Raw genomic sequence first — 18,730 nt, 5'->3', positions numbered from 1 at the left:
CCTTGCGCCCCGGGCCGGCAGGCGGCCGGCAGGCGGGCGCACCGGCACGGACCTTCGCGTGGATGTGGCGCGAGGCGCTCGAACTGCGGCGCGACGCGGTGCGCCTGACCCTGGCCCTGGCCGGGCCGCTGATCCTGATGGCCGTCATCGGCGTGGGCATCAACATGGATGTCGAGAGCCTGCGCTTCGCCGCGCTCGACCGCGACGATACGGCACTGAGCCGCGACTACGTGCGCAACCTGGCCGGTTCGCACTACTTTGTCCTGCAGCCGGCACCGGTGGACGAGGCCGACATGGAACGGCGCCTGCGCTCGGGCGAGCTGGCCCTGGCGCTGGAACTGCCGTCAGGTTTTGCCCGCGACGTCGCGCGCGGCGGCCCCGCGCGCATCGGCGCCTGGGTCGACGGCGCCATGCCGCTGCGGGCCGAAACCGTGCTGGCGTATGCGCAGGGCATGCACGCCCAGTGGCCGGCCGGGCAGGTGCCGCCCGGCGCGATGGCGGGCACGGCGGGCGTGGCGGTGGAAACCCGGTTCCGCTACAACCCGGACGTGCGCAGCCTGCCTGCCATGGTGCCGGCCATGATCCCCGTCCTCCTGATGATGCTCCCGGCCATGCTGACGGCGCTGGCCGTCGTGCGCGAAAAGGAGATGGGCTCGATCGTCAACCTGTATGTGACGCCCGTGCGGCGGGCCGAGTTCGTGCTCGGCAAGCAGCTGCCCTACGTACTGCTGGCGATGGTGAACTTCGTGCTGATGGTATTGATGGCGGTGCTGCTGTTTCGTGTTCCCGTGACGGGCAGCCTGCCGGCGCTGGCTGGCGCCACCTTGCTGTACTGCTGCACCTCGACGGCCATCGGACTGCTGGTGTCGGCCTTCGTGCGCAGCCAGATCGCGGCCATCTTCCTGGCCATGATCGGCACCATCGTGCCCACCATCCAGTTCGGCGGCATGATCAATCCCGTCACGTCGCTGCAGGGCGCGGGCAGGGCGATCGGCGAGGCCTTTCCCGCCTCGCACATGCTCACCATCAGCCGCGGCATCTTCAGCAAGGCGCTCGGCATGGCCGACCTGCGCGCCGATTTCCTGGCCCTGGCCGTGGCGGCGCCGCTGGTGCTCGCGGCGGCCATCGCGCTGGTGCCGAAGCAGGAGCGCTGACGTGGACGCGTTCGTGCGCATCCTGCGCCTGGGCGGCAAGGAGCTGCGGAGCCTGTGGCGCGACCCCGTCATGCTGGTTCTGGTGCTGTGGTCGTTCTCCGCCGCCGTCTACGTGGCGGCCACGGCGCAGCCGGACACGCTGGCGCGTGCTTCGCTGGCCATCGTCGACGAGGACCAGTCGCCGTTGTCGCTGCGACTGCGGGCGGCCTTCGCGCCGCCCCAGTTCGCGCCGCCGCCCCTGTTGCCCGCGTCGGCCATCGACCCGACGCTCGACGCCGGGCGGCAAACCTTCGTGCTGGTGATCCCGGCCGGCTTCCAGCGCCGCTTGCTGGCCGGCCGCCGTCCGGCGCTGCAGCTCAATGTCGATGCCACACGGGTGGGCCAGGCCTTCACGGGCAGCGCCTACATCGCGCAGATCGTCGACACGGAAGTGGCCGGATTCGTGCTGGGCGTGCGGCGCGAGGCGCGGCCGGCCGTGGAACTGGCGCTGCGCACCCGCTTCAACCCGGAACTCAGCCACCGCTGGTTCGGCGGCGTGATGGAACTGGCCAACAACGTGACGATGCTGGCCGTCGTGCTGGCCGGCGCGGCGCTGATCCGCGAGCGCGAGCACGGCACCGTCGAGCACCTGCTGGCAATGCCCGTCACGCCGGCCGAGATCCTGCTGGCCAAGGTCGTTGCCAGCAGCCTCGTGGTACTGGCCGCCACGCTGCTGTCGCTGGCCTTCATCGTGCGCGGCGCGCTGGGTATCCCGCTGGCCGGATCGGCCGCACTGTTCCTGGGCGGCACGGCGCTGCACCTGTTCGCCACGACGTCGCTGGGCGTGCTGATGGCAACCGTGGCGCGCTCGATGCCGCAGTTCGGCCTGCTCGTCGTGCTCGTGCTGCTGCCGCTGCAGATGCTGTCGGGCGCCAACACGCCGCGCGAAAGCATTCCCGGCGGCGTGCGCGAGGCCATGCTGCTGGCGCCGACGACGCACTACGTCGAGCTGGCGCAGGCTGTCCTGTTTCGCGGTGCCGGCCTCGACCTGGTGTGGCGCCCGTTGCTGGCGAGCGCGCTGATCGGCGCTGCATTGTTCGCGTTGGCCCTGCTGCGCTTTTCGCGCGGCATCGGCGACGACGGGCGGATTTAAGAGGGCCGGCGGCGGCCGCCGCCGGGAGATGAATCGTTCAATCACGGGAGGCAAACATGAAGGCATTCGCAACAGGACGGATGGCAGTGCTGCTGGCGCTGCTGTGCGGCGCCGGCACTGGCGCGACGCAGGAGCGGCCGCTGACCGGCACGGCCGGCCAGGTACCGTACGCCACGGGCGGCATCGGCCAGGAGGAGCGGGAGGCGCTCGAGGCCATGCGCGACCAGTACAACCTGCGCCTGACCTTCGCCACGCGCGGCAGCGGCGCCTTGCTGGCCAACGTGGCGCTGGCGATCACGGACGGCCGGCGCGGGCCGGTCATGACGCTGGATGACTGCGGCCCGCACGTCTACGTGAAGTTGCCGCCCGGCAGCTATACCATCACCGCGGTGGTGGACGGTGTCGAGCAGCGCCGCCGCGTGACGGTGGGGCGCCCCGGCGGGGCCCGTGAGCTGGTGCTGTACTGGCCGGGCACGGACACTGAGCGTGCGTGACGGAGGCGCCACGTCGCAGGCGACAAAGGACTTTTTGACCTGGATCAAACTTTTAAAGAGCAATCCCCGCTAACGTTTGCGTATGTTCAATCTTGCAACGCACACGGGCGGGCAGGCGGGGCGCCACGGCGGCAGCGGGCCTGCGTGGCTGCAGATGGTGTTGCCCGGGCTGCTGGTGTGTTGCACCTTGCTGGCGTTGCTGTATGGGGGGGCGGGGCGCTGACCAGCGGCGGTCTGGCCTGGGTGCTGTGGCGCAATACGCTGCTACCGCTGCGGCGCCTGGCGGCCAGCGTGGATGGCGCCGGCGACCCTGCGCCGCCCATCGGTGCCGGGCACGCCTGGCCCCGCGAACTGGCCGTACTGGCCGAACGTTTTGCAGGCATGCAAGCGGAACAGGCAAGGGCAAACGCGCAACTGCGCCTGGCGGCAAGCGTGTTCGAGGCCACCGCCGAAGGCATCCTGATCGTCTCGGCCGGGCTGCGCATCCTGGAAGCGAACCGGGCGTTCCAGCGCATGAGTGGCTATACGCGGGCAGAACTGGTCGGTGCCAGCCCCGCCATCCTGCATTCTGGCCGGCAGGACGCGCAGTTCTATGCGGCGATGTGGCAGGGCCTGCGAACCGACGGGCACTGGCGCGGTCAAATATGGGACCGGCGGCGCGATGGCAGCCTGTTCGCGGCGTTGTTGACGATCAGCACCGTGCCGGCCGCGGACGGCTCCCTGGACCATTATGTGGCCCTGTTCGCCGACATTACCGACCTGCGCCGGCGGCAGGATGAAGTCGAGCGGCTGGCCTATTTCGACCCGTTGACGGGCGTGGCCAACCGGCGGCTGCTGCACGAGCGCCTGGATGCGGCCGTCCGCGAGGCCGCCGTCGTCGGCGGCACAGCGGCCGTGTGCAGCATCGACCTCGATGCGTTCAAGGCCGTCAACGACGAACGCGGCCACGACGCCGGCGATGCCGTGCTGGTGGCCGTGGCGCAGCGGCTGACGGCCGCCGTGCGCGCCTGCGATACCGTCGTGCGCACGGGGGGCGACGAGTTCGTCATCGTGCTGAAGGGACTGGTGGACGAGGCCGAGGCCCACGACATCATGCGGCGGGCACTGGCGGCGCTGAAGGAGCCGGTGGCATTGCCGGGCACCAGCGTGGTGGTGGACGCATCGATCGGACTGGCCTGCTATCCCCGTGACGGCCTGGACGGCGAGGCCCTGCTGCGCGGCAGCGACAGGGCGATGTACCGGGCCAAGCGGCTCGGCCGCCACCGCGTCGCGGCGGGCGGCGGCGCGGGGCCATGTTGATTGTCGAACGTTGAACGCGGACGTGAAGGAGGAGAACCCATGAGCATCCACGCGCCGCAGGACGGGCTCGCACGGGCATCAGTGCGTCAGCAGCACGCAGGTCTCGGCGTTGTCCAGCAAGGTGCGGGTGGCGCCGCCGGCAACCAGTTCGCGGAAGCGGCTGTGGCCATAGGCGCCGGCGACGACCAGGTCGGCGTCGACGTCCCGGGCGATGCGCAGCAGCGCGTCGCCCGCGTGGTGCGCATCAGGATCGGTCACTATCTGGACAGGCACGCCCAGGCGGCCCAGCCAGGCCGCCAGCGCCGCCCCGGGGTCCCGGTCCGTGGGGTCGTCGCCGTGCAGCCATGGCGACGGCCGGTCGATCACGGCTGCATGCACGTGCGCGGCGTCGCGCAGCAGCGGCAGCGCGGCCTGCACGGCGCGCCGTGCCTCCAGCGAAGCATTCCAACCGATGAGGATGCGGCGGCCCACGCTGTCGGCGCGGCAACCGTCCGGCACCATCAATACGGGGCATGCGCCATGCAGGGCCACGTAGTCCGGGACGGCAAAGCCCGTCAGCACGGCGGTGCCGTTATCCTGCCCTACGATCACGAGATCGGCATAGGTCGACTGGGCCAGCACGACTTCGGCGGCGTGCCCAGTAACGAGGCGCGTCTCGAACGACGCCACGCCGCGGCGCCGCGCATCGACGGTGAAGCGCTCCAGCGCGGCGGCCGCGTCGTCATGCAGGGCGGCATGGTCGGCCAACGGCATCGCGCCGAAGGGCGACGCCGCCAGCATCGCGTAGTCGGCCGGCGCCAGGCCCGTGGCGGCACAGCCCACCAGGTGCGCGCCGTGCCGCTCCGCCAGCCCCGTGGCCAGGCGCATCCGCAACGCGAACTGGTCGTTGTCGGCAACGTAGAGAACGATGGTCTTGTACATGATGCATTCCTCGGTGGATGGATTTCAACCCTCGGCTGCGGCCTGGCAGGCCAGGCAGCGCTCGGCCGACGGCATCGCCAGCAGCCGCTCGACGGCGATGGCCGCACCGCACGTCGTGCAGCTGCCGTACCGGCCCTCGGCCATACGGCGCAGCGCCGCGTCGGTCCGGCGCAGGGCGGCCGCTTCATGGCCCAGCCAGGCCAGCTCATCGGCGAACTCCTCGCTGGCCTCGGCCGGGTCGAGCTGGTCGGCAAGATAGTCGTGCAGGTGCGGAGCCGGTTGCGCGCCGTTCTCGTGCAACTGCCGGCGCAAGCTGCCGGCCAGGCGCGCCCGGGTGGCGAGAAGGTCGTCGTGCAGGCGCTGCAACTCGTCGGCGGTCGGGGCATTCATCGCGGCACTCCTGAAATGGTAGGCGGGGACACGACGCCAATGTACGGCGCCCTGGCGGCGCCGTCACCATGGGAATTTGACCCAGGTCAAAAAGCTGCCGATGATCGGGGTGCCCGGACACGGACCCGATTCCCCCAACCTGCTTCCAGCGAGGCCCGCCATGCAGACCATGCGCCGTGTTGAATTTCCCCTCCGTCCGGCAGCGAGCCGTTGCGCCCTGTGCCCGTTGCGCTCGCCCTGCCTGCCCGACAGCCTGTCGGCCGACGACCTGGCTCGGATCGAGCAGCTCGTTGCACGGCGCCGCCGCGTGCTGCGCGAGGACGTGCTGTATCGCATGGGCGACCGGGGCGGCACCCTGTATGCCATCCGGCTGGGACATTTCAAGAGCCTGCAGGCGGACCGGCGCGGCGGCCAGCACCTGACGGGCTTCCAGATGGCCGGTGAACTGCTGGGCATGGATGCACTGGGCACGGGGCTGCATGGCAGCACGGCCGTCGCGCTGGAGGACAGCGAGGTATGCGAGATTCCCTACGCCCGGCTGCTGGAGCTGATGCCGCGCATGCCCGGACTCCTGGCGCACTTCCACCAGATGCTGGGCCGGGAAATCCTGCGCGAGCAGGCCGTTATGATTTTCCTCGGCAATATGCGGGCGGACCAGCGTCTGGCCAGTTTCCTGCTCGACCTGGGCGAACGCTATGCAATGCGCGGCTATTCGGCGCGCAGCTTCCTGCTGCGCATGTCGCGCGACGATATCGCCGGCTACCTGGGGTTGACGCTCGAGTGCATCAGCCGCCAGCTGGCCCGCTTCCGCCGCAATGGCTGGATCAGGCTGGATAAGCGGGCCATCGAGCTGACCGACCGCGACGCGCTGCTGGCGCTGGCGGCCGGGTTGCAGCCGGCCCTCCCGATCGATTCCGACTCGGCGCGGGCCCACGCGGCCTGACGAGGCGGCCGAGCCGCGACCGCCGATGGCGGACGGCCGCAAAATTCACATCGGCACATTCGAAGGAGAACATCATGGCAAACCTGACCCGCTACGACCCGTTCGCCAGCCTGGCGAGCTTTGCGCCGTTGCGTGACTTCGAGGACCTGTGGCGCGACATGCGCCGCCTGCCCGGCGACGGCGAGGCGCCGACCATGCGGCTTGATGTGTCGGAGAACGACACGGCCTATACGGTGACGGCCGACGTGCCTGGCGTGAAGAAGGAGGATATCAAGGTCGACGTCGACGGCAATCAAGTCACGATCACGGCCGAAGTGCGCAAGGACAGCGAGCAGAAGGACGGTGACAAGGTGGTCCGCAGCGAGCGCTACGTGGGTCAGCAGTACCGCAGCTTCACGCTGGCCCATGCCATCGACGACGCCGCCGCTGCCGCCAGATACGATAACGGAGTGCTGCAGCTGACGTTGCCGAAAAAGACGCCGGGTGGCGGACGCAAGCTGCAGATCGCGTGACGGAGCCCGTCATGCAGGCACTTGTTTATGGCGGCCCCGGCCGCAAGACACTGGAGGACCGCCCCCGGCCCGCCATCGTCCACCCGGGCGATGCGGTCGTGCGCGTCACGCGCACGACGATCTGCGGCACGGACCTGCATATCCTCAAGGGCGACGTGCCGGACTGCGCACCCGGGACGATCCTCGGTCACGAGGGTGTCGGCGTCGTCGAGGAAACCGGAGCTGCCGTGGCGTGCCTGCAGCCGGGCGACCATGTGCTGATCTCGTGCATCACGTCGTGCGGGCGCTGCGAATACTGCCGCAAGGCGATGTACTCGCATTGCCTGGACGGCGGCTGGCTGCTGGGGCACCGCATCGACGGCACCCAGGCCGGCCATGTGCGCATTCCCCATGCCGAGACCAGCCTGCACCGCATCCCGCCCGGCGCGGACGAGGAAGCGCTGGTCATGCTGAGCGATATCCTGCCGACCGGCTTCGAATGCGGTGTCTTGAACGGCAGGATCGCGCCCGGTGCGAGCGTGGCCATCGTCGGTGCCGGGCCCATTGGCCTGGCCACGCTGCTGACGGCCCGCTTCTATTCGCCCGCCGCCATCACGGTCATCGACTTCGATGAAAGCCGCCTGGCCGTGGCGCGGGAGTTCGGCGCCACGGCCGCCATCGTGGGCGGCGGCGACGTGGCCGGGCGGGCCATGGCGCTGACCGCGGGGCGCGGCTACGATACCGTGATCGAAGCCGTGGGGGTGCCGGCCGCGTTCGAGCTGTGCCAGGAGCTGGTGGCGCCGGGCGGAACCATCGCCAATATCGGCGTGCACGGCGAGAAATGCGACCTGCACCTGGAGAGGCTGTGGTCGCATAACATCACCATCACGACGCGGCTGGTCGATACGGAGACCATCCCGCAACTGCTGCGGGCCGTGCAAGGCGGCCAGCTCGACGCCCGGCGCTTGGTGACCCACCGTTTTCCGCTGGCCCGGATCGAGCAGGCCTACGAGGCATTCGGCCACGCGGCCGACACCCATGCCTTGAAAGTGATCGTCGAGGTGTCGGAACCGTGATGGCGGCCGCGCCGTGCGGCCCAGGTCAGTGTGCCAGCAGCAGGGGCACACTGACCTGTTTCAGCAGGTCGCGGCTGACACCGCCGGCGAACCATTCGCGATAGCGGCTGTGGCCGTACACGCCCGTCACCAGCAAATTGGCGCCGACGTCGCGCGCCAGCCCCACCAGGGTGGCCGCGATGCTGGCGTCGCTCCGTTCGGGCACCACCTCCACGGGCACGCCGTGCCGGGCCAGGTAGGTGGCGAGGTCCGCACCGGGCTGTTCGCCATGGCGCGGGTTCGACGGTTCCGGGTTGATCACGGCGACCAGTACCGACCTGGCCTGCTGCAGCAGCGGCAGGGCGCCGGCCACGGCGCGCGTGGCCTCCATGCTGGCATCCCAGCCGATGACGACGGTGCCGGCCAGGTTATCGTCGCGATGATCCTCCGGCACCACCAGCACGGGGCGGGTGCCGTGCAGCGCGACATATTCCGGCAGGTCCGTTACCAGGCGCAGGCGCGAACCGGCCGGCGTGCCGGCGCTCAGCACCAGCAGGTCGGCGTAGCGCGACTCGAGCACCAGCGCATTGGCTGCGTCGTCCTCGATCATGCGCTGTTCCCACGACGCCACGCCGAGCCGGCCGACGGCGGTGGCGAAGCGCAGCAGCTGGTCGTTGGCATTGCGCCGCAGCAGGTCGAAGTCGGCGTCGGGCAGCGTCATCACGGGCGCGCCGCCGAAGGCGATGAAATCGAACTGGGTGATGCCCGTGACGGCACTGCCGACCAGGTGGCCGCCGTGCGCCGACGCCAGCGCGGCCGCCACCGCCAGGCGCGATGGCAGCTGGGGGCTGTTGTCGACATGCACCACGATGGTTTTATACATGATCCCCTCCTTGCGTTGACGAGAATCCAGTGTAGGGCGTACATCGTGGCCATTGGACGACCGATTTGATCTCGATCAAAAATGCACGCGACTTCGCCGTGACGGCCGCGAGTGCCACGACTAGAGTGATGTCCGGGGACAGGCGCCGTGTCGGTACGCGGCGCGCGGACCCGAGCACGGAGAGTCCCATGACCACTACCGATCCGGCCGGCTTCCCGCTCACGGGCGATGCGGCGCTGGACATGGCCCACCGGGCCCTGTTCGCCGAATGGCGGCGCATCGCCGCGCTGCCGACGCCCGCGTTCGCCCCTGCCTTCCACGCCGCCGTGGCCATGCTGGAGCGCGATTTCCGGGAGGAAGAGGACCTGATGGAAGAGATGGACTTTCCCGGCCTGGCGTGCCACCGCGAGCAGCACGCGCGGGCACTGTCCGGCCTGCACCACGCCGCCGCCATGCTTGCCGAGGGCAAGGACAAGCCGGCCCGGCACGCCATCGTCTTGCTGCTCGACTGGCTCACCATACATATCGGCACGCTGGACCTGGCGCTGGCCGTGGCCACCGACCTGGCCCGCGCGGCCCGGAGGTGACGGTCCGGCGTCGCCGACCGGCCGGCAGGGAAAGCACATTTGATCTGAAACATAGTCAGCGCCGGCGCGCCGGCGCTAGCATCGTCTCCCGATCCGCAAAACAAGGAGAACGACATGAGTGCATTGCATCGAACCGTCATGACGATCGCGGCGGCTGCCGCCGTTCTGGGCCTGGGGGCAGCCACGGCCGCGGGCCAGGCCACGCCACGCGCCGATACGGCGTCCGGCGACAACACCAGCACGCGTGCCGAGCGGCAGGAAGCGACGGCCAGCCGGCATGTGACCGATGCCGTGGCCGTGGTGCGCGCCCTCGACGCCGAGCCGCGCATGCGTACCCTGCTGCAGCAGTGCAAGGGAGTGTTCATCGTGCCGAACTACGGCAGGGCGGCGCTGGCCGTGGGCGCCAGCGGCGGTACCGGCATCCTCGTGGTGCGCCGGGCCGGTGGCGAGTGGAGCAGTCCCGCCTTCTACAATATGGGGGGCCTGAGCATCGGGCTGCAGGCCGGTGCGCAGGGCGGCTCGCTGGCGCTGCTGCTGATGAACGACAAGGCCGTCAACGAGTTCGTCAAGAAGAACAACTTCTCGCTCAATGCCAAGGCGGGCCTGACGGTCATCAACTGGAGCCGCATGGCGCAGGGCTCGGCCGGTACGGGCGACGTCGTCGCCTGGTCCGGCACGAAGGGATTGTTCGGCGACCTCGCCACCGTGGAAATCAACGACGTGCGCTACAACCAGAACCTGACCAACGCCTATTACCGTCGCACGCTGGCGGTCAGCGACGTGATCGGCGGCGCGGCGGCCAATGCGCAGGCCGAGCCGCTGATCCGGGAACTGGCCAATGTCGGCGGCCGCGCCGCGCAGTAATCGACCGTTCCACGTGACAGGCAGCGCGGGCGGCAAGGCGGCTGGCCGCCCGGTGCCCCCGCGCCGGGCGGCTTACTCGCATTTGCGCCGCATCGCCTCCATATGCTGCTGGCGCGCTTGCGGCGACATCGACTTGCCGTGTCCGGCCATCGCCGATTCCCGCTGTTCGGGTGACATTGCCTGCATTGCCCGGTGCATGGCGCACATCCGTTCCGGGTCTTCCCCGGCGGCCTTCATGCCCGCTCCATGGGCGCCGGCCAGGCCATGGCCGGGGCCCGCATGCGGAGATGGGGCGCAGCCGCCCAGCAGCGCCAGCGCCAGCAGCGCGGCAGCGGTTTGAAAATGGATGTGGGTGGCTCGGATGTGCATGGCGACTCTCCCCGGCAGGTGATGGCGTGACGCTGCCACTATAGGTCCGCATCCGCCTGGCGATCCGTGACTTCGGTCAAATTGCACGGTATCGGGGGCGGCCTACTTCCCCAGCAACAGCAGCGAGCGTTCCCAGTCATCCACCCATGCCAGCAGGAAGTCATGCGTCTTGAAGGCGCGTTTCAACGGCCCCAGCGGCGCACGGTACACGTCGTGCAAACCAAGCGCCAGGGTCACGGGATTCCACAGGGCGTTGCGCTTCGATTTCTTCGCGCTGGCCTTGACGCGTGCGCCGTCGTCGCCAAAGATGCCGATGGCGTCATCCAGCGCCTTGTCCAGGTCCAGCCGCACGATGGATGCGAATGCGGCCAGCACGTCGGCCTTGCCGATGCCTTCCTGCGACTCCTTCGCGGCCGCCCTGGCCGGCGGCGGCGCGGCGGCCTCGTGTTTCAACTTGCCCGCCAGCTTTTCGATGTCCTTCTTCTGGAAGCGCAGGTCGGCCAGCGGGCGCCGGAAGCCCCCTTCGGGCAGGCGGGCGACGATCTTGTAGGCGTCCTTCGTCATCGTCATCAACACATCCTCGCTGCCCGCCGCCAGCCGGGCGATATCGCCCTCGAAGAAGATCGGCGCGGCGTAGCCGCCATTGGCGTCGCCGAACAGCTCGGGAAAGGCGGCGTCGTAATCGAGCCAGACATACGGGGTCAGGCCGTGCCGCAGCAGGTCCGGCAGGGCCCAGGGCGTACCCGTCTGGAGCGCCAGCCAGGCGCAGGTTTCGGTGACGGTGGCGCGAAAGGGCAGGTCGGTGGTGCTCATGGGGTTTCTCGGTCGGGGCGGCGGAGCGTCATTGTAGTGCAAGCGGGCAAACGCAGTCCTCCCGGTCCCGCAGTATGGACGGGCTATACTGGCGGTGTCAGTATATGCCTGCCTTTTGGTATCACGGACGCTTGGGGGAGCAGGCTTGCCGGGTCCATCGCCGCACGACGCCGTACGGCGCGATGCGGCACCGGTTCTTGTCCGCCATTTTCCAGGAGCACACCGCATGACTTTTCGAGCCACCCTGCAGGGCCTCGCCGACAGACTGCTCGATGCCGCCATGACGGCCGAACGCAAGCAGGCCAGGCTCGAGTCGGGCACGATCGCGCTGCCGTCCGGGCCGGTCGCCTATTTTCACCGGCCCGGCAGTGCCGCCCCGTGCGGCGACGCCGTCGTCATGCTGCATGGCGCCGCCAGCGACAAGTCGGCCTGGGTGCGGCTGGCGGCGCGCCTGCGCTCGCCCTGGCCCCTGTTGATACCCGACCTGCCGGGCCATGGCGACAGCCCCGCCAGTCCGGACATGCGCTTCGACATCGCCGCCCAGGCCGGACGCCTGCTCGCCTTTCTCGACGCGCTGGGCATTCGGCGTGCCCACCTGGTCGGCAATTCGATGGGCGGCGCCATCGCCCTGCGCGTCGCGGCCGCCCATCCGGCGCAGGTCGGCTCCCTGATCCTCATTGCCTCGGCCGGCGCCGAAGCGCGGCCAGGCTGGCTCAAGACCCGATACGGGGGCGGCGGCGGCAATCCGATGGTCGACGTGGACGATGCCGCCGCTTACCGCGCCATGCTGCGCATCGGCATGGAAGCGCCACCCCATATTCCCCGCTTCCTGGTGGGCGCGCTGGCCCGGCGCTACCGGGCCCGCCGGGAACTGAACGCGCGCATCGAACGGGAGATTTACGGGGACCTGGACCAGACCCCCGTGCTGGACCGGGTGCTGGCCGACACGCTGGTCATCTGGGGCGCCGAAGACCGCGTGCTGCACGTGGACGACGCGGAGCTGCTGCGCGCCCGTATCCGCCACAGCAGCAAGGTGGTGCTGCCCGGCGTTGGCCATGTGCCGATGGTCGAAGCGCCAGCGCAGGTCGCGCCCCTGTGCCAGCAATTCCTCGATCGCCAGGCCACGGCGGCCCATTGACTTGATCCTTCGCGCCGGATATTTCATCATGGCGGCACGACGACGCGCATCCGGCGCGTCACTTTCAGGACGATTCCCATGACGTTAACGCCCAAGTTTCTCCTTCCCATCCTTGCCCTGGGCGCCTGCGGCGCCCTGCAGGCGGCGGCGCCGATGGTGCACACGCAGGCCCCCGGGTTCTACCGCCTGCAGGTCGGCGCGGCCGAAGTGACGGCCCTGTCGGACGGCACCGTGACCTTGCCGCTGGACCAGCTGCTGACGGATACGACACCGCAGCAGCTCGAGCACCTGCTGGCGCGGGCCCACCTGGCGCCGAAGGTCGAGACGTCGATCAACGCCTTCCTCGTCAACACGGGCACCCACCTGGTGCTGGTCGATACGGGCGCGGGCGCGCTGTTCGGCGATGCCGGTGGACGCCTGCAGGCCGCCATCCGCGCCGCCGGCTACCGCGCCGAGGACATCGACGCCGTGCTGGTGACGCATATCCACGGCGACCACTCGGGCGGCCTGGCTGCCGGGGGCAAGATGCTGTTTCCGAATGCCGTCATCCACGTCAACCGGCAGGAAGCGGAGTTCTGGCTCGATCCCGCCAACAAGCCACGCGCGGCCGAAAGCCAGCGGCCGAACTTCGACGAGGCGGCGCGCCAGTTCGCGCCCTATATCGCGGCCGGCAAGTTGCGCAAGTTCGCCGGCGACAGCGAGCTGCTGCCCGGGCTGTACGCGCAAAATGCCATCGGCCACACGCCGGGTCATACGGTGTACCGCTTGAAGAGCGGCGGCAAGGAGCTGCAGTTCTGGGGCGACCTGCTGCACGTGAAGGACGTGCAGTTCGCCGTGCCCGGCGTGACGATCCGCTTCGACATCGATTCGCCGGCCGCGGCGCGGCAACGCAAGGCCGCTTTTGCCGACGCGGCGAAGCGTGGCTACCTGGTGGCGGCGGCCCATATCCCGTTCCCCGGCATCGGCTACGTGCTGGCCGACGGCAAGGCCTATGACTGGCTGCCGGTGCCCTACACGGCGGGACCGAAGCCCTGAGCGCTGCCCCGGGCCTCGCTCGGCACGGGAAGTACCAGCACGGAACTGAAATGCCAGCCGGCCTGCGCGTCGGCTTCGCCCGGACCCAGCGGCATGCCTTCGAACAGCTGTTCCATCATGGCGCGGTCCTCGGCCCGCGCCGCCTCGCCTACCAGCTCGCACCAGCCGCGCATGACGCCATACGCCATGGCCCAGCGCGGTTCGGCCTGGGCGCCGTCGGCCTGGCGGGCGTCGTTGGCGATGTCCGTGATGGTTTGCAGCGCGCTGGCCGTGATCGATTCGTAATCCCATTGTGTGCTCATGCTGCTCCTCGTATTGGCTTGTCGTGCCCGCAGCGTATTACAGCCGGGCAGGACATGGCGCCGGCCTTGGCGCGGGCACGGCCTTACATCCTGGCCAGGGCGGGAGGTACGTGGATAGCGTCCTTTTCCAGCAGAGAGATCGTACCGGCGTGCGAAAACAGCCGATCGATCCAGCGATTGATGAAATCGTCCTGGGAATACTGGCGATCGCGTAGATCGTCACCCGTGGCGGCGGCGCTTGCCACTGCCAGACGAATCAGCGCCTGCACTTGCTTGTCCGTCAGGCCGCGAACATAGTTCGCTTGCGAGCGAACCCGGACAATCAGCGCGGCAGCGAGGTTGACCGTCGCAGGCGGCAGCCCGCACGCCGCGGTCAGGTAGGCTGCGATCTGGGTGCGGTTGCTGGTATTGAAATTGATGGTCCAGGCGGCCTTGGTCGCATGCATGCCCGGCCCGTCCTTGCCACGGTAACTGGCGAACTCGGTGCCCGTGGCGGGCAGCGTGTGATTGAGCGCCTCGATGCTCGCCATCACCAGGGCGATGCCTTCGGGCGGTGCGGCGGCCGGCGGCAGGGACTTGCTGATCGAACTGTAGTTGGCCAGTTTCACCATCAGGTCCTCCTTGTATCCCGGCACGACCTGGTCGCCGAAATTGAAGCCGGCCGTCGACGACATGGCGGACCCCACGATCATCAGGCTGCCGTCGCTGGTGCCCACGGCCAGTATGGCCGGGGCCGTACTGATGGCAAAATTGCGGTCATAGTAGGGCACCAGCGCTTTCTTGATCGACTCGTCGAGCATGGCGCTCACGCCGGCATGCTCGGTATGGCCGGCGCCCAAGGCATAGACCAGCAGGTCGACCGCTTCGGTACACCGGCCGCCCTCGTCCTGGAACTCCAGGACGAGCCTGCCGGATTGCTCCGTCACGCCGACGAGCTGACGGACCCGGCGGACCCCCGACGAGCGTTTCCCGACTTCGATATTGCGGCCGCCGGGCGGGAACGCCTGGGCGAAGCGCTTCTCCCCATTCCATTTGTCCGCGCCATCGCCCGGGCGCGTAAACCAGCTGGCCACGACCATCTGGCGCAGGTATGCCATCTCGACGACCCATGCCGCCGTGGCCGAGCCGCCGTAGACCGCCACGTGCTTTCCCTGGCAATGGCCGCCGTCCGGATATTGCCAACCTTCCTCGAGGAAATCCACGCCCTTGACGATCAGCTTCGAGGCGTTGGACACGTCCACGCCCAGCTTGCCGCTGTCCTCGACCATCAGGGGGCGCGACGGTCCCGGCCCCGTGGCGATGACGACGCGGTCGCACGTGACCTCGCCACGCTGGCCGTGCACGATGTATTTGACGATATACCCATTCTTGGCCTGGCGCGTGATCCTGTCGACCACGCTGTCGGCAATGCGTACTCCGCCGTAGTTCGTCAGCTGTCCATCGAGGAAGCGTGCAAACGCGCCGGCCAGCATGAACGCTGCGTTCTCGCCAGGCAGATTGCTGTTCTGGGGCGGCGGAACCACGTTGCCCGTCAACAGATGCGCCGGCTGTCCCATCGCATGGTCGGGCGACAAGCGATGCCACAAGTCCTGCTGGCCGAGGATCTTGCTGACCTCCAGCCGATGCGAAAGCGAGGCCAGGTACGCCGTCGCGGAAATGCCGGTGCCGATGACCACTGTGCCGCCCATATGACCTCCCGCGATGCGAAGACTGCTCAAGAAGCCGGCCGCCAGGCGGCCGTCACGTGCCAGCGGGCAGGCAAAAGCGTGCCTGGCCCAACGCCGTTTCACCCAGCTGCAGGTCCGGCGCGGCGCCGTCCGTGGCGAATCCGACCTCGCAGACGACACCGGGTCCCAGGTACCAGTCGCACAGGGCCGCCAGCGGCGCATGCCAGGTTCCCTCCGGCAGCAGGGCCTGCTGTTCGGCCGGCGGCACGGGCCCGATGGTGATGCCGACGCCGCCGCCCCAGTCCCAGGCACGCCGGCCCAGCACGGCGCCATCGCCCAGCATATCGTTGCTGCCCAGGCGTCCCAGCGTCGTTTGCAGCGCGGGCGGCAGGTTGACCCACCGGCCCGCCCACTTGCGGCCCGTCACGGGCACGCCGAACTGCTGGCGCAGCAGCGCGCACAGGCCGTCCAGCGAGCGGCGCTGCTGGGCGGCGATGGGGGCGGCGCCCAGCAACGCGGGTGGCAGGTCGCCGCCTGCCATCTCGCCCGTCACGCCCATCAGCGCACGCAGCGCAGGGGCCAGGGGACTGTCGTCCGGTTCGGTGAACGCGCCCACGCTGCGGACCGCGCTGGCGGCCTGGAAGGCCGTCGACAGCAAGCGGTGCTGGAAGATGCCGAGAAAATCGGCCGTGCCGCTGTCGTGCGCCAGCATTTGTGCACGGACCATGTCGACATAGGCCGCCGGCAGGGGTTCGTGGGGTCCCGCCAGGCCCAGGAAATTCGTCGTCAGCCGTGCCGGGCCGCCGGGTAGCGCGGCCGCGCCTTCCAGCGGCGCGGCGCGAAAACCCAGTTCGATGGCCGTCGCCAGCGCGATGCCGGCATCGGCCGCACCGTCGCCGGCGTCGGCGGCGCGACGCGCGCGCTGCGCCAGCACGTCGACGGCCTGCACGAAATCGAAGTCGCCGGGCGCGGCGAGCAGGTGCTGGAGCAGGCTGTCCATCGCGGCCCTGCCGTCACAGCGGCAGTTGCGACACGGTTTGCGCCTGCCACCGGTGCGCGCAGCTGCCGTCGGCATGTTCCAGTACCAGCTCGACGAAGGTATTGATCCCGGCGAACACGGTCAGGAAGTGCTGCAGCAGGGCGCCGAACAGCAGCTCGCTGCTGCCATGCATGCCGCCGGGGGCCAGGCGCAAGGCCAGCGCATAGCCGTGGCGGTAGCCCAGCCAGGGATCGTCGCCGACATGGCGTGTCACGCGCCGGCAGCGCAGGCCGGCCAGCGCGGCGATCTGGCCGTCGGCGACGACGCTGCCGGTCAGGTTGTTCAGCGCCAGCAGTTCCTTCAGTGCGTCGAGGGCCTGCGGCCCTTCCGCCAGCGACAGCTGATTCAGCGACAGTTGCGATACCAGCTTCCAGCGGGCCGCGCCGGTGGGCGCGCTGTCCGATTGCGGCGTGGGGCGGTGCAGCAGGCGCACCGCCGCGACGGGGCCCATGTCTTCCAGGTGCAGCGGCGTACCGGGCGACAGCGACTCGGCCATGCCGCGGTTGGTGCACAGCAGCCTGGCGACGAGGGTGCGCTCTGCCGGCACGGTGGGGTCGAAGTGCGGCGACACGAAGGTCAGCAGCATGTCGCTGCCGCGTGCGGCCGGCTTGAACGGCGGGCCGCGCCGCGCATGCCAGAACACGCGGCCGGCCTGCACGCCCGTGCCGTGCCAGCCGAAGCAGGGCGGCACGGTGCGAGCCTGTTCGGCCGGCACCAGCGACGTCACCTCCTCGATGCTGTAGATCTCCGTGGCCCGCTCGCGGTAGACGTCCGCCACCAGCTTGTATTCGGTCCGGGTGCCCGTGATGCGCACCGGTTCCGACGTGCGGGCGAACAGGTTGATGACGGGCGTGCAGCCCAGTTGCAACAGGTCCGGCGCCAGGTCCAGCGCGGCGGCGGGGCGCTCGTCGAGGACGAACAGCAGCTCGCACCAGCGCGGCTGGCCGGGCTCCCAGGCGGCGCCGCCGCCCAGCCCCGCGCAGGCCTGCTCGAAGAACTGGAACTTGTGCGGCATGGCGAAGTATTCCAGCAGCAGGCGCAGCCCGGAATGGGTATCGGGCCGCTCCGGCAGCAGCGCTTCGTCGTCGGCCAGGCCGACGAAGCGGGGCAGGGCACCGGGCAGCGGGTGGCTGCGCCGGTCCGGCCCGCGCCAGCGCACTTCGAGGACGTGGCCGTACAACAGGTCGCACAGGCTTGCCGCGGCCGGCGAGTTGCCGCTGACGTGGAAGCGCAGCGGGCCCAGGTCCACGCCGGCCGGATCGAAATCGGCGGGGTAGGCCAGCCGCACGGCGAGTACGCCGCGCATGGCGGGATGGTCGGACAACGCGTCGAGCCGCTCCGTCAGCAAATCCACGCGCGCCACCGACAGGGGCCACAGGGTCACCGGGTAGCAGGTGCGCAGGTAGACGGTTTCGCCTTCCGCCGTGGCGGCGTACAGCTGCGTGCCGCGCTCGACCCGGTAGCCGCCGGCCAGGTCGACCTTGGCCTGTTCCACGTCGAAGCGGGCGATCGAGGCCGAAGGCAGCGGCCGCACGGCATGCGGGTGCAGTTGCTCGAGCAGGTTCGCCGCCACTTCCGACACGCTTTCGTCGATCCTGCGCTGCAGGCGCGCGGCCAGGAAGGCGAAGCCTTCGAGCAGCCGCTCCACGTGGGGATCGGGGCTTTCGTCGGCCGACAGTTCCAGCCGCGCCGCGATGGCCGGATGCTTGCGGGCGAAGGCCGCGCCGGCTTCGCGCAGGTAGCGCAATTCGCGTTCGTAGTCGTCGCGCAGCATCTCTTGCGGGGTCATGGCCGGTCTGCCGTCAGTCGACCGCCATCACCGTGGTGCCGTTGCTCGCCAGACCGATGCGCCAGGCCGCCGGCACCAGCGCGCCGCCGACCCGCAGCCGGCCGGACAGGGCCACCAGCACGCACTGGCCGTCGGCAGGGTGGGGCGACACTTCCGCGCGCGGCTCCAGCAGGGGGCTGACGAACACCTGCACCGCCTGCACGATCGAGCGCGCCAGCTGCTGGCGGTCGTCGTGGCTGGCGGCGGACAGGCCGGTCCAGTCGGGGATGCCGTAGTCGATCACGCCCAGCGGCACGGCCGCCGCGCCGGCGCGCCGCTGGTTCAGCAGCCGGGACAGCTCGCGGCCCACCGCCGCGCGCAGCCCG

The 18,730-nt window shown here is 69.7% G+C and carries 21 protein-coding genes; 11 read left to right on the top strand and 10 right to left on the bottom strand.

The features are described from left to right. The 4 genes from GM672_RS23780 to GM672_RS23765 form a co-directional block, all read left to right on the top strand. A partial coding sequence (locus GM672_RS23780; protein WP_155473011.1) for an ABC transporter permease occupies positions 1-1,154 on the top strand: 1,154 nt, incomplete at its 5' end. A 1-nt stretch (position 1,155) separates the two neighbouring features. Continuing rightward, the gene (locus GM672_RS23775) at positions 1,156-2,286 is read left to right on the top strand and encodes an ABC transporter permease (RefSeq protein ID WP_229427750.1); all 1,131 of its coding nucleotides are present in this window, start codon (positions 1,156-1,158) and stop codon (positions 2,284-2,286) included. A 56-nt stretch (positions 2,287-2,342) separates the two neighbouring features. Beyond that, complete coding sequence (locus tag GM672_RS23770; protein ID WP_155473010.1) at positions 2,343-2,780, top strand: carboxypeptidase regulatory-like domain-containing protein; 438 nt, start codon at positions 2,343-2,345, stop codon at positions 2,778-2,780. Between the two features lie 177 nt (positions 2,781-2,957). Continuing rightward, the gene (locus tag GM672_RS23765; RefSeq protein WP_155473009.1) at positions 2,958-4,079 is read left to right on the top strand and encodes a diguanylate cyclase domain-containing protein; all 1,122 of its coding nucleotides are present in this window, start codon (positions 2,958-2,960) and stop codon (positions 4,077-4,079) included. Positions 4,080-4,157: 78 nt separating this feature from the next. On the opposite strand, the gene GM672_RS23760 is transcribed toward GM672_RS23765, so the two are convergent. Then, positions 4,158-5,000 (bottom strand): universal stress protein, encoded by an 843-nt coding sequence (locus tag GM672_RS23760; protein WP_155473008.1) that lies wholly within the window; start codon positions 4,998-5,000, stop codon positions 4,158-4,160. A gap of 24 nt (positions 5,001-5,024) precedes the next feature. Next, positions 5,025-5,390: a TraR/DksA family transcriptional regulator gene (locus GM672_RS23755; RefSeq protein ID WP_155473007.1), complete on the bottom strand. Its 366-nt coding sequence runs from the start codon at positions 5,388-5,390 to the stop codon at positions 5,025-5,027. Positions 5,391-5,550: 160 nt separating this feature from the next. On the opposite strand from GM672_RS23755, the gene GM672_RS23750 reads away from it, so the two are divergent. From GM672_RS23750 to GM672_RS23740, 3 genes are all read left to right on the top strand, one after another. Beyond that, entirely contained in the window at positions 5,551-6,333 is a 783-nt protein-coding gene (locus GM672_RS23750) for a helix-turn-helix domain-containing protein (RefSeq protein ID WP_155473006.1), read from the top strand. Between the two features lie 74 nt (positions 6,334-6,407). After that, entirely contained in the window at positions 6,408-6,845 is a 438-nt protein-coding gene (locus GM672_RS23745; protein ID WP_155473005.1) for an Hsp20/alpha crystallin family protein, read from the top strand. An 11-nt stretch (positions 6,846-6,856) separates the two neighbouring features. Next, positions 6,857-7,900: a zinc-dependent alcohol dehydrogenase family protein gene (locus GM672_RS23740; protein WP_155473004.1), complete on the top strand. Its 1,044-nt coding sequence runs from the start codon at positions 6,857-6,859 to the stop codon at positions 7,898-7,900. Between the two features lie 25 nt (positions 7,901-7,925). Here GM672_RS23740 and GM672_RS23735 read toward each other — a convergent pair whose 3' ends face one another. Then, the gene (locus GM672_RS23735) at positions 7,926-8,762 is read right to left on the bottom strand and encodes a universal stress protein (protein ID WP_155473003.1); all 837 of its coding nucleotides are present in this window, start codon (positions 8,760-8,762) and stop codon (positions 7,926-7,928) included. 188 nt (positions 8,763-8,950) lie between these two features. On the opposite strand from GM672_RS23735, the gene GM672_RS23730 reads away from it, so the two are divergent. Continuing rightward, the gene (locus tag GM672_RS23730) at positions 8,951-9,349 is read left to right on the top strand and encodes a hemerythrin domain-containing protein (protein WP_155473002.1); all 399 of its coding nucleotides are present in this window, start codon (positions 8,951-8,953) and stop codon (positions 9,347-9,349) included. 114 nt (positions 9,350-9,463) lie between these two features. Continuing rightward, entirely contained in the window at positions 9,464-10,213 is a 750-nt protein-coding gene (locus tag GM672_RS23725) for a lipid-binding SYLF domain-containing protein (protein WP_155473001.1), read from the top strand. Between the two features lie 72 nt (positions 10,214-10,285). On the opposite strand, the gene GM672_RS23720 is transcribed toward GM672_RS23725, so the two are convergent. Next, the gene (locus tag GM672_RS23720) at positions 10,286-10,582 is read right to left on the bottom strand and encodes a hypothetical protein (protein ID WP_155473000.1); all 297 of its coding nucleotides are present in this window, start codon (positions 10,580-10,582) and stop codon (positions 10,286-10,288) included. Between the two features lie 102 nt (positions 10,583-10,684). Beyond that, entirely contained in the window at positions 10,685-11,395 is a 711-nt protein-coding gene (locus GM672_RS23715) for a hypothetical protein (RefSeq protein WP_155472999.1), read from the bottom strand. Positions 11,396-11,621: 226 nt separating this feature from the next. Between GM672_RS23715 and GM672_RS23710 the strand changes: the two genes are divergently transcribed. Both GM672_RS23710 and GM672_RS23705 read left to right on the top strand, forming a co-directional pair. After that, a complete protein-coding gene (locus GM672_RS23710; RefSeq protein WP_155472998.1) occupies positions 11,622-12,533 on the top strand; it encodes an alpha/beta fold hydrolase in 912 nt (303 codons plus the stop codon). A 78-nt stretch (positions 12,534-12,611) separates the two neighbouring features. Continuing rightward, a complete protein-coding gene (locus GM672_RS23705; RefSeq protein WP_155472997.1) occupies positions 12,612-13,568 on the top strand; it encodes an MBL fold metallo-hydrolase in 957 nt (318 codons plus the stop codon). Here the strand turns inward: GM672_RS23705 and GM672_RS23700 are convergent. The 5 genes from GM672_RS23700 to GM672_RS23680 form a co-directional block, all read right to left on the bottom strand. Continuing rightward, a complete protein-coding gene (locus GM672_RS23700; protein WP_155472996.1) occupies positions 13,544-13,870 on the bottom strand; it encodes a hypothetical protein in 327 nt (108 codons plus the stop codon). The genes GM672_RS23705 and GM672_RS23700 overlap by 25 nt on opposite strands. Positions 13,871-13,953: 83 nt before the next feature. Then, complete coding sequence (locus tag GM672_RS23695; RefSeq protein ID WP_155472995.1) at positions 13,954-15,558, bottom strand: NAD(P)/FAD-dependent oxidoreductase; 1,605 nt, start codon at positions 15,556-15,558, stop codon at positions 13,954-13,956. 52 nt (positions 15,559-15,610) lie between these two features. Beyond that, positions 15,611-16,537 (bottom strand): type VI secretion system baseplate subunit TssG, encoded by a 927-nt coding sequence (gene tssG, locus GM672_RS23690; RefSeq protein WP_170300213.1) that lies wholly within the window; start codon positions 16,535-16,537, stop codon positions 15,611-15,613. Positions 16,538-16,550: 13 nt separating this feature from the next. Then, on the bottom strand, positions 16,551-18,365 hold the full coding sequence (gene tssF, locus GM672_RS23685) for a type VI secretion system baseplate subunit TssF (protein ID WP_155472993.1): 1,815 nt from the start codon (positions 18,363-18,365) through the stop codon (positions 16,551-16,553). A gap of 13 nt (positions 18,366-18,378) precedes the next feature. Then, on the bottom strand, positions 18,379-18,730 hold a 352-nt coding region (locus GM672_RS23680), incomplete at its 5' end, for a GPW/gp25 family protein (RefSeq protein WP_155472992.1).

Source organism: Pseudoduganella buxea (assembly GCF_009720835.1).
Lineage (GTDB): Bacteria > Pseudomonadota > Gammaproteobacteria > Burkholderiales > Burkholderiaceae_D > Rugamonas > Rugamonas buxea.
The sequence above is the reverse complement of the archived record's forward strand: the minus strand, read 5'-3'. Positions and strand labels throughout refer to the sequence as shown.

Excerpts from the sequence above, each read along its gene's own strand:
- tssG (WP_170300213.1), bottom strand. The coding sequence starts at position 16,537 with ATGGACAGCCTGCTCCAGCACCTGCTCGCCGCGCCCGGCGACTTCGAT.
- tssF (WP_155472993.1), bottom strand. The coding sequence starts at position 18,365 with ATGACCCCGCAAGAGATGCTGCGCGACGACTACGAACGCGAATTGCGC.
- GM672_RS23720 (WP_155473000.1), bottom strand. The coding sequence starts at position 10,582 with ATGCACATCCGAGCCACCCACATCCATTTTCAAACCGCTGCCGCGCTG.
- GM672_RS23760 (WP_155473008.1), bottom strand. The coding sequence starts at position 5,000 with ATGTACAAGACCATCGTTCTCTACGTTGCCGACAACGACCAGTTCGCG.
- GM672_RS23745 (WP_155473005.1), top strand. The coding sequence starts at position 6,408 with ATGGCAAACCTGACCCGCTACGACCCGTTCGCCAGCCTGGCGAGCTTT.
- GM672_RS23730 (WP_155473002.1), top strand. The coding sequence starts at position 8,951 with ATGACCACTACCGATCCGGCCGGCTTCCCGCTCACGGGCGATGCGGCG.
- GM672_RS23740 (WP_155473004.1), top strand. The coding sequence starts at position 6,857 with ATGCAGGCACTTGTTTATGGCGGCCCCGGCCGCAAGACACTGGAGGAC.
- GM672_RS23715 (WP_155472999.1), bottom strand. The coding sequence starts at position 11,395 with ATGAGCACCACCGACCTGCCCTTTCGCGCCACCGTCACCGAAACCTGC.
- GM672_RS23695 (WP_155472995.1), bottom strand. The coding sequence starts at position 15,558 with ATGGGCGGCACAGTGGTCATCGGCACCGGCATTTCCGCGACGGCGTAC.
- GM672_RS23710 (WP_155472998.1), top strand. The coding sequence starts at position 11,622 with ATGACTTTTCGAGCCACCCTGCAGGGCCTCGCCGACAGACTGCTCGAT.
- GM672_RS23755 (WP_155473007.1), bottom strand. The coding sequence starts at position 5,390 with ATGAATGCCCCGACCGCCGACGAGTTGCAGCGCCTGCACGACGACCTT.
- GM672_RS23770 (WP_155473010.1), top strand. The coding sequence starts at position 2,343 with ATGAAGGCATTCGCAACAGGACGGATGGCAGTGCTGCTGGCGCTGCTG.
- GM672_RS23705 (WP_155472997.1), top strand. The coding sequence starts at position 12,612 with ATGACGTTAACGCCCAAGTTTCTCCTTCCCATCCTTGCCCTGGGCGCC.
- GM672_RS23700 (WP_155472996.1), bottom strand. The coding sequence starts at position 13,870 with ATGAGCACACAATGGGATTACGAATCGATCACGGCCAGCGCGCTGCAA.
- GM672_RS23750 (WP_155473006.1), top strand. The coding sequence starts at position 5,551 with ATGCAGACCATGCGCCGTGTTGAATTTCCCCTCCGTCCGGCAGCGAGC.
- GM672_RS23735 (WP_155473003.1), bottom strand. The coding sequence starts at position 8,762 with ATGTATAAAACCATCGTGGTGCATGTCGACAACAGCCCCCAGCTGCCA.
- GM672_RS23725 (WP_155473001.1), top strand. The coding sequence starts at position 9,464 with ATGAGTGCATTGCATCGAACCGTCATGACGATCGCGGCGGCTGCCGCC.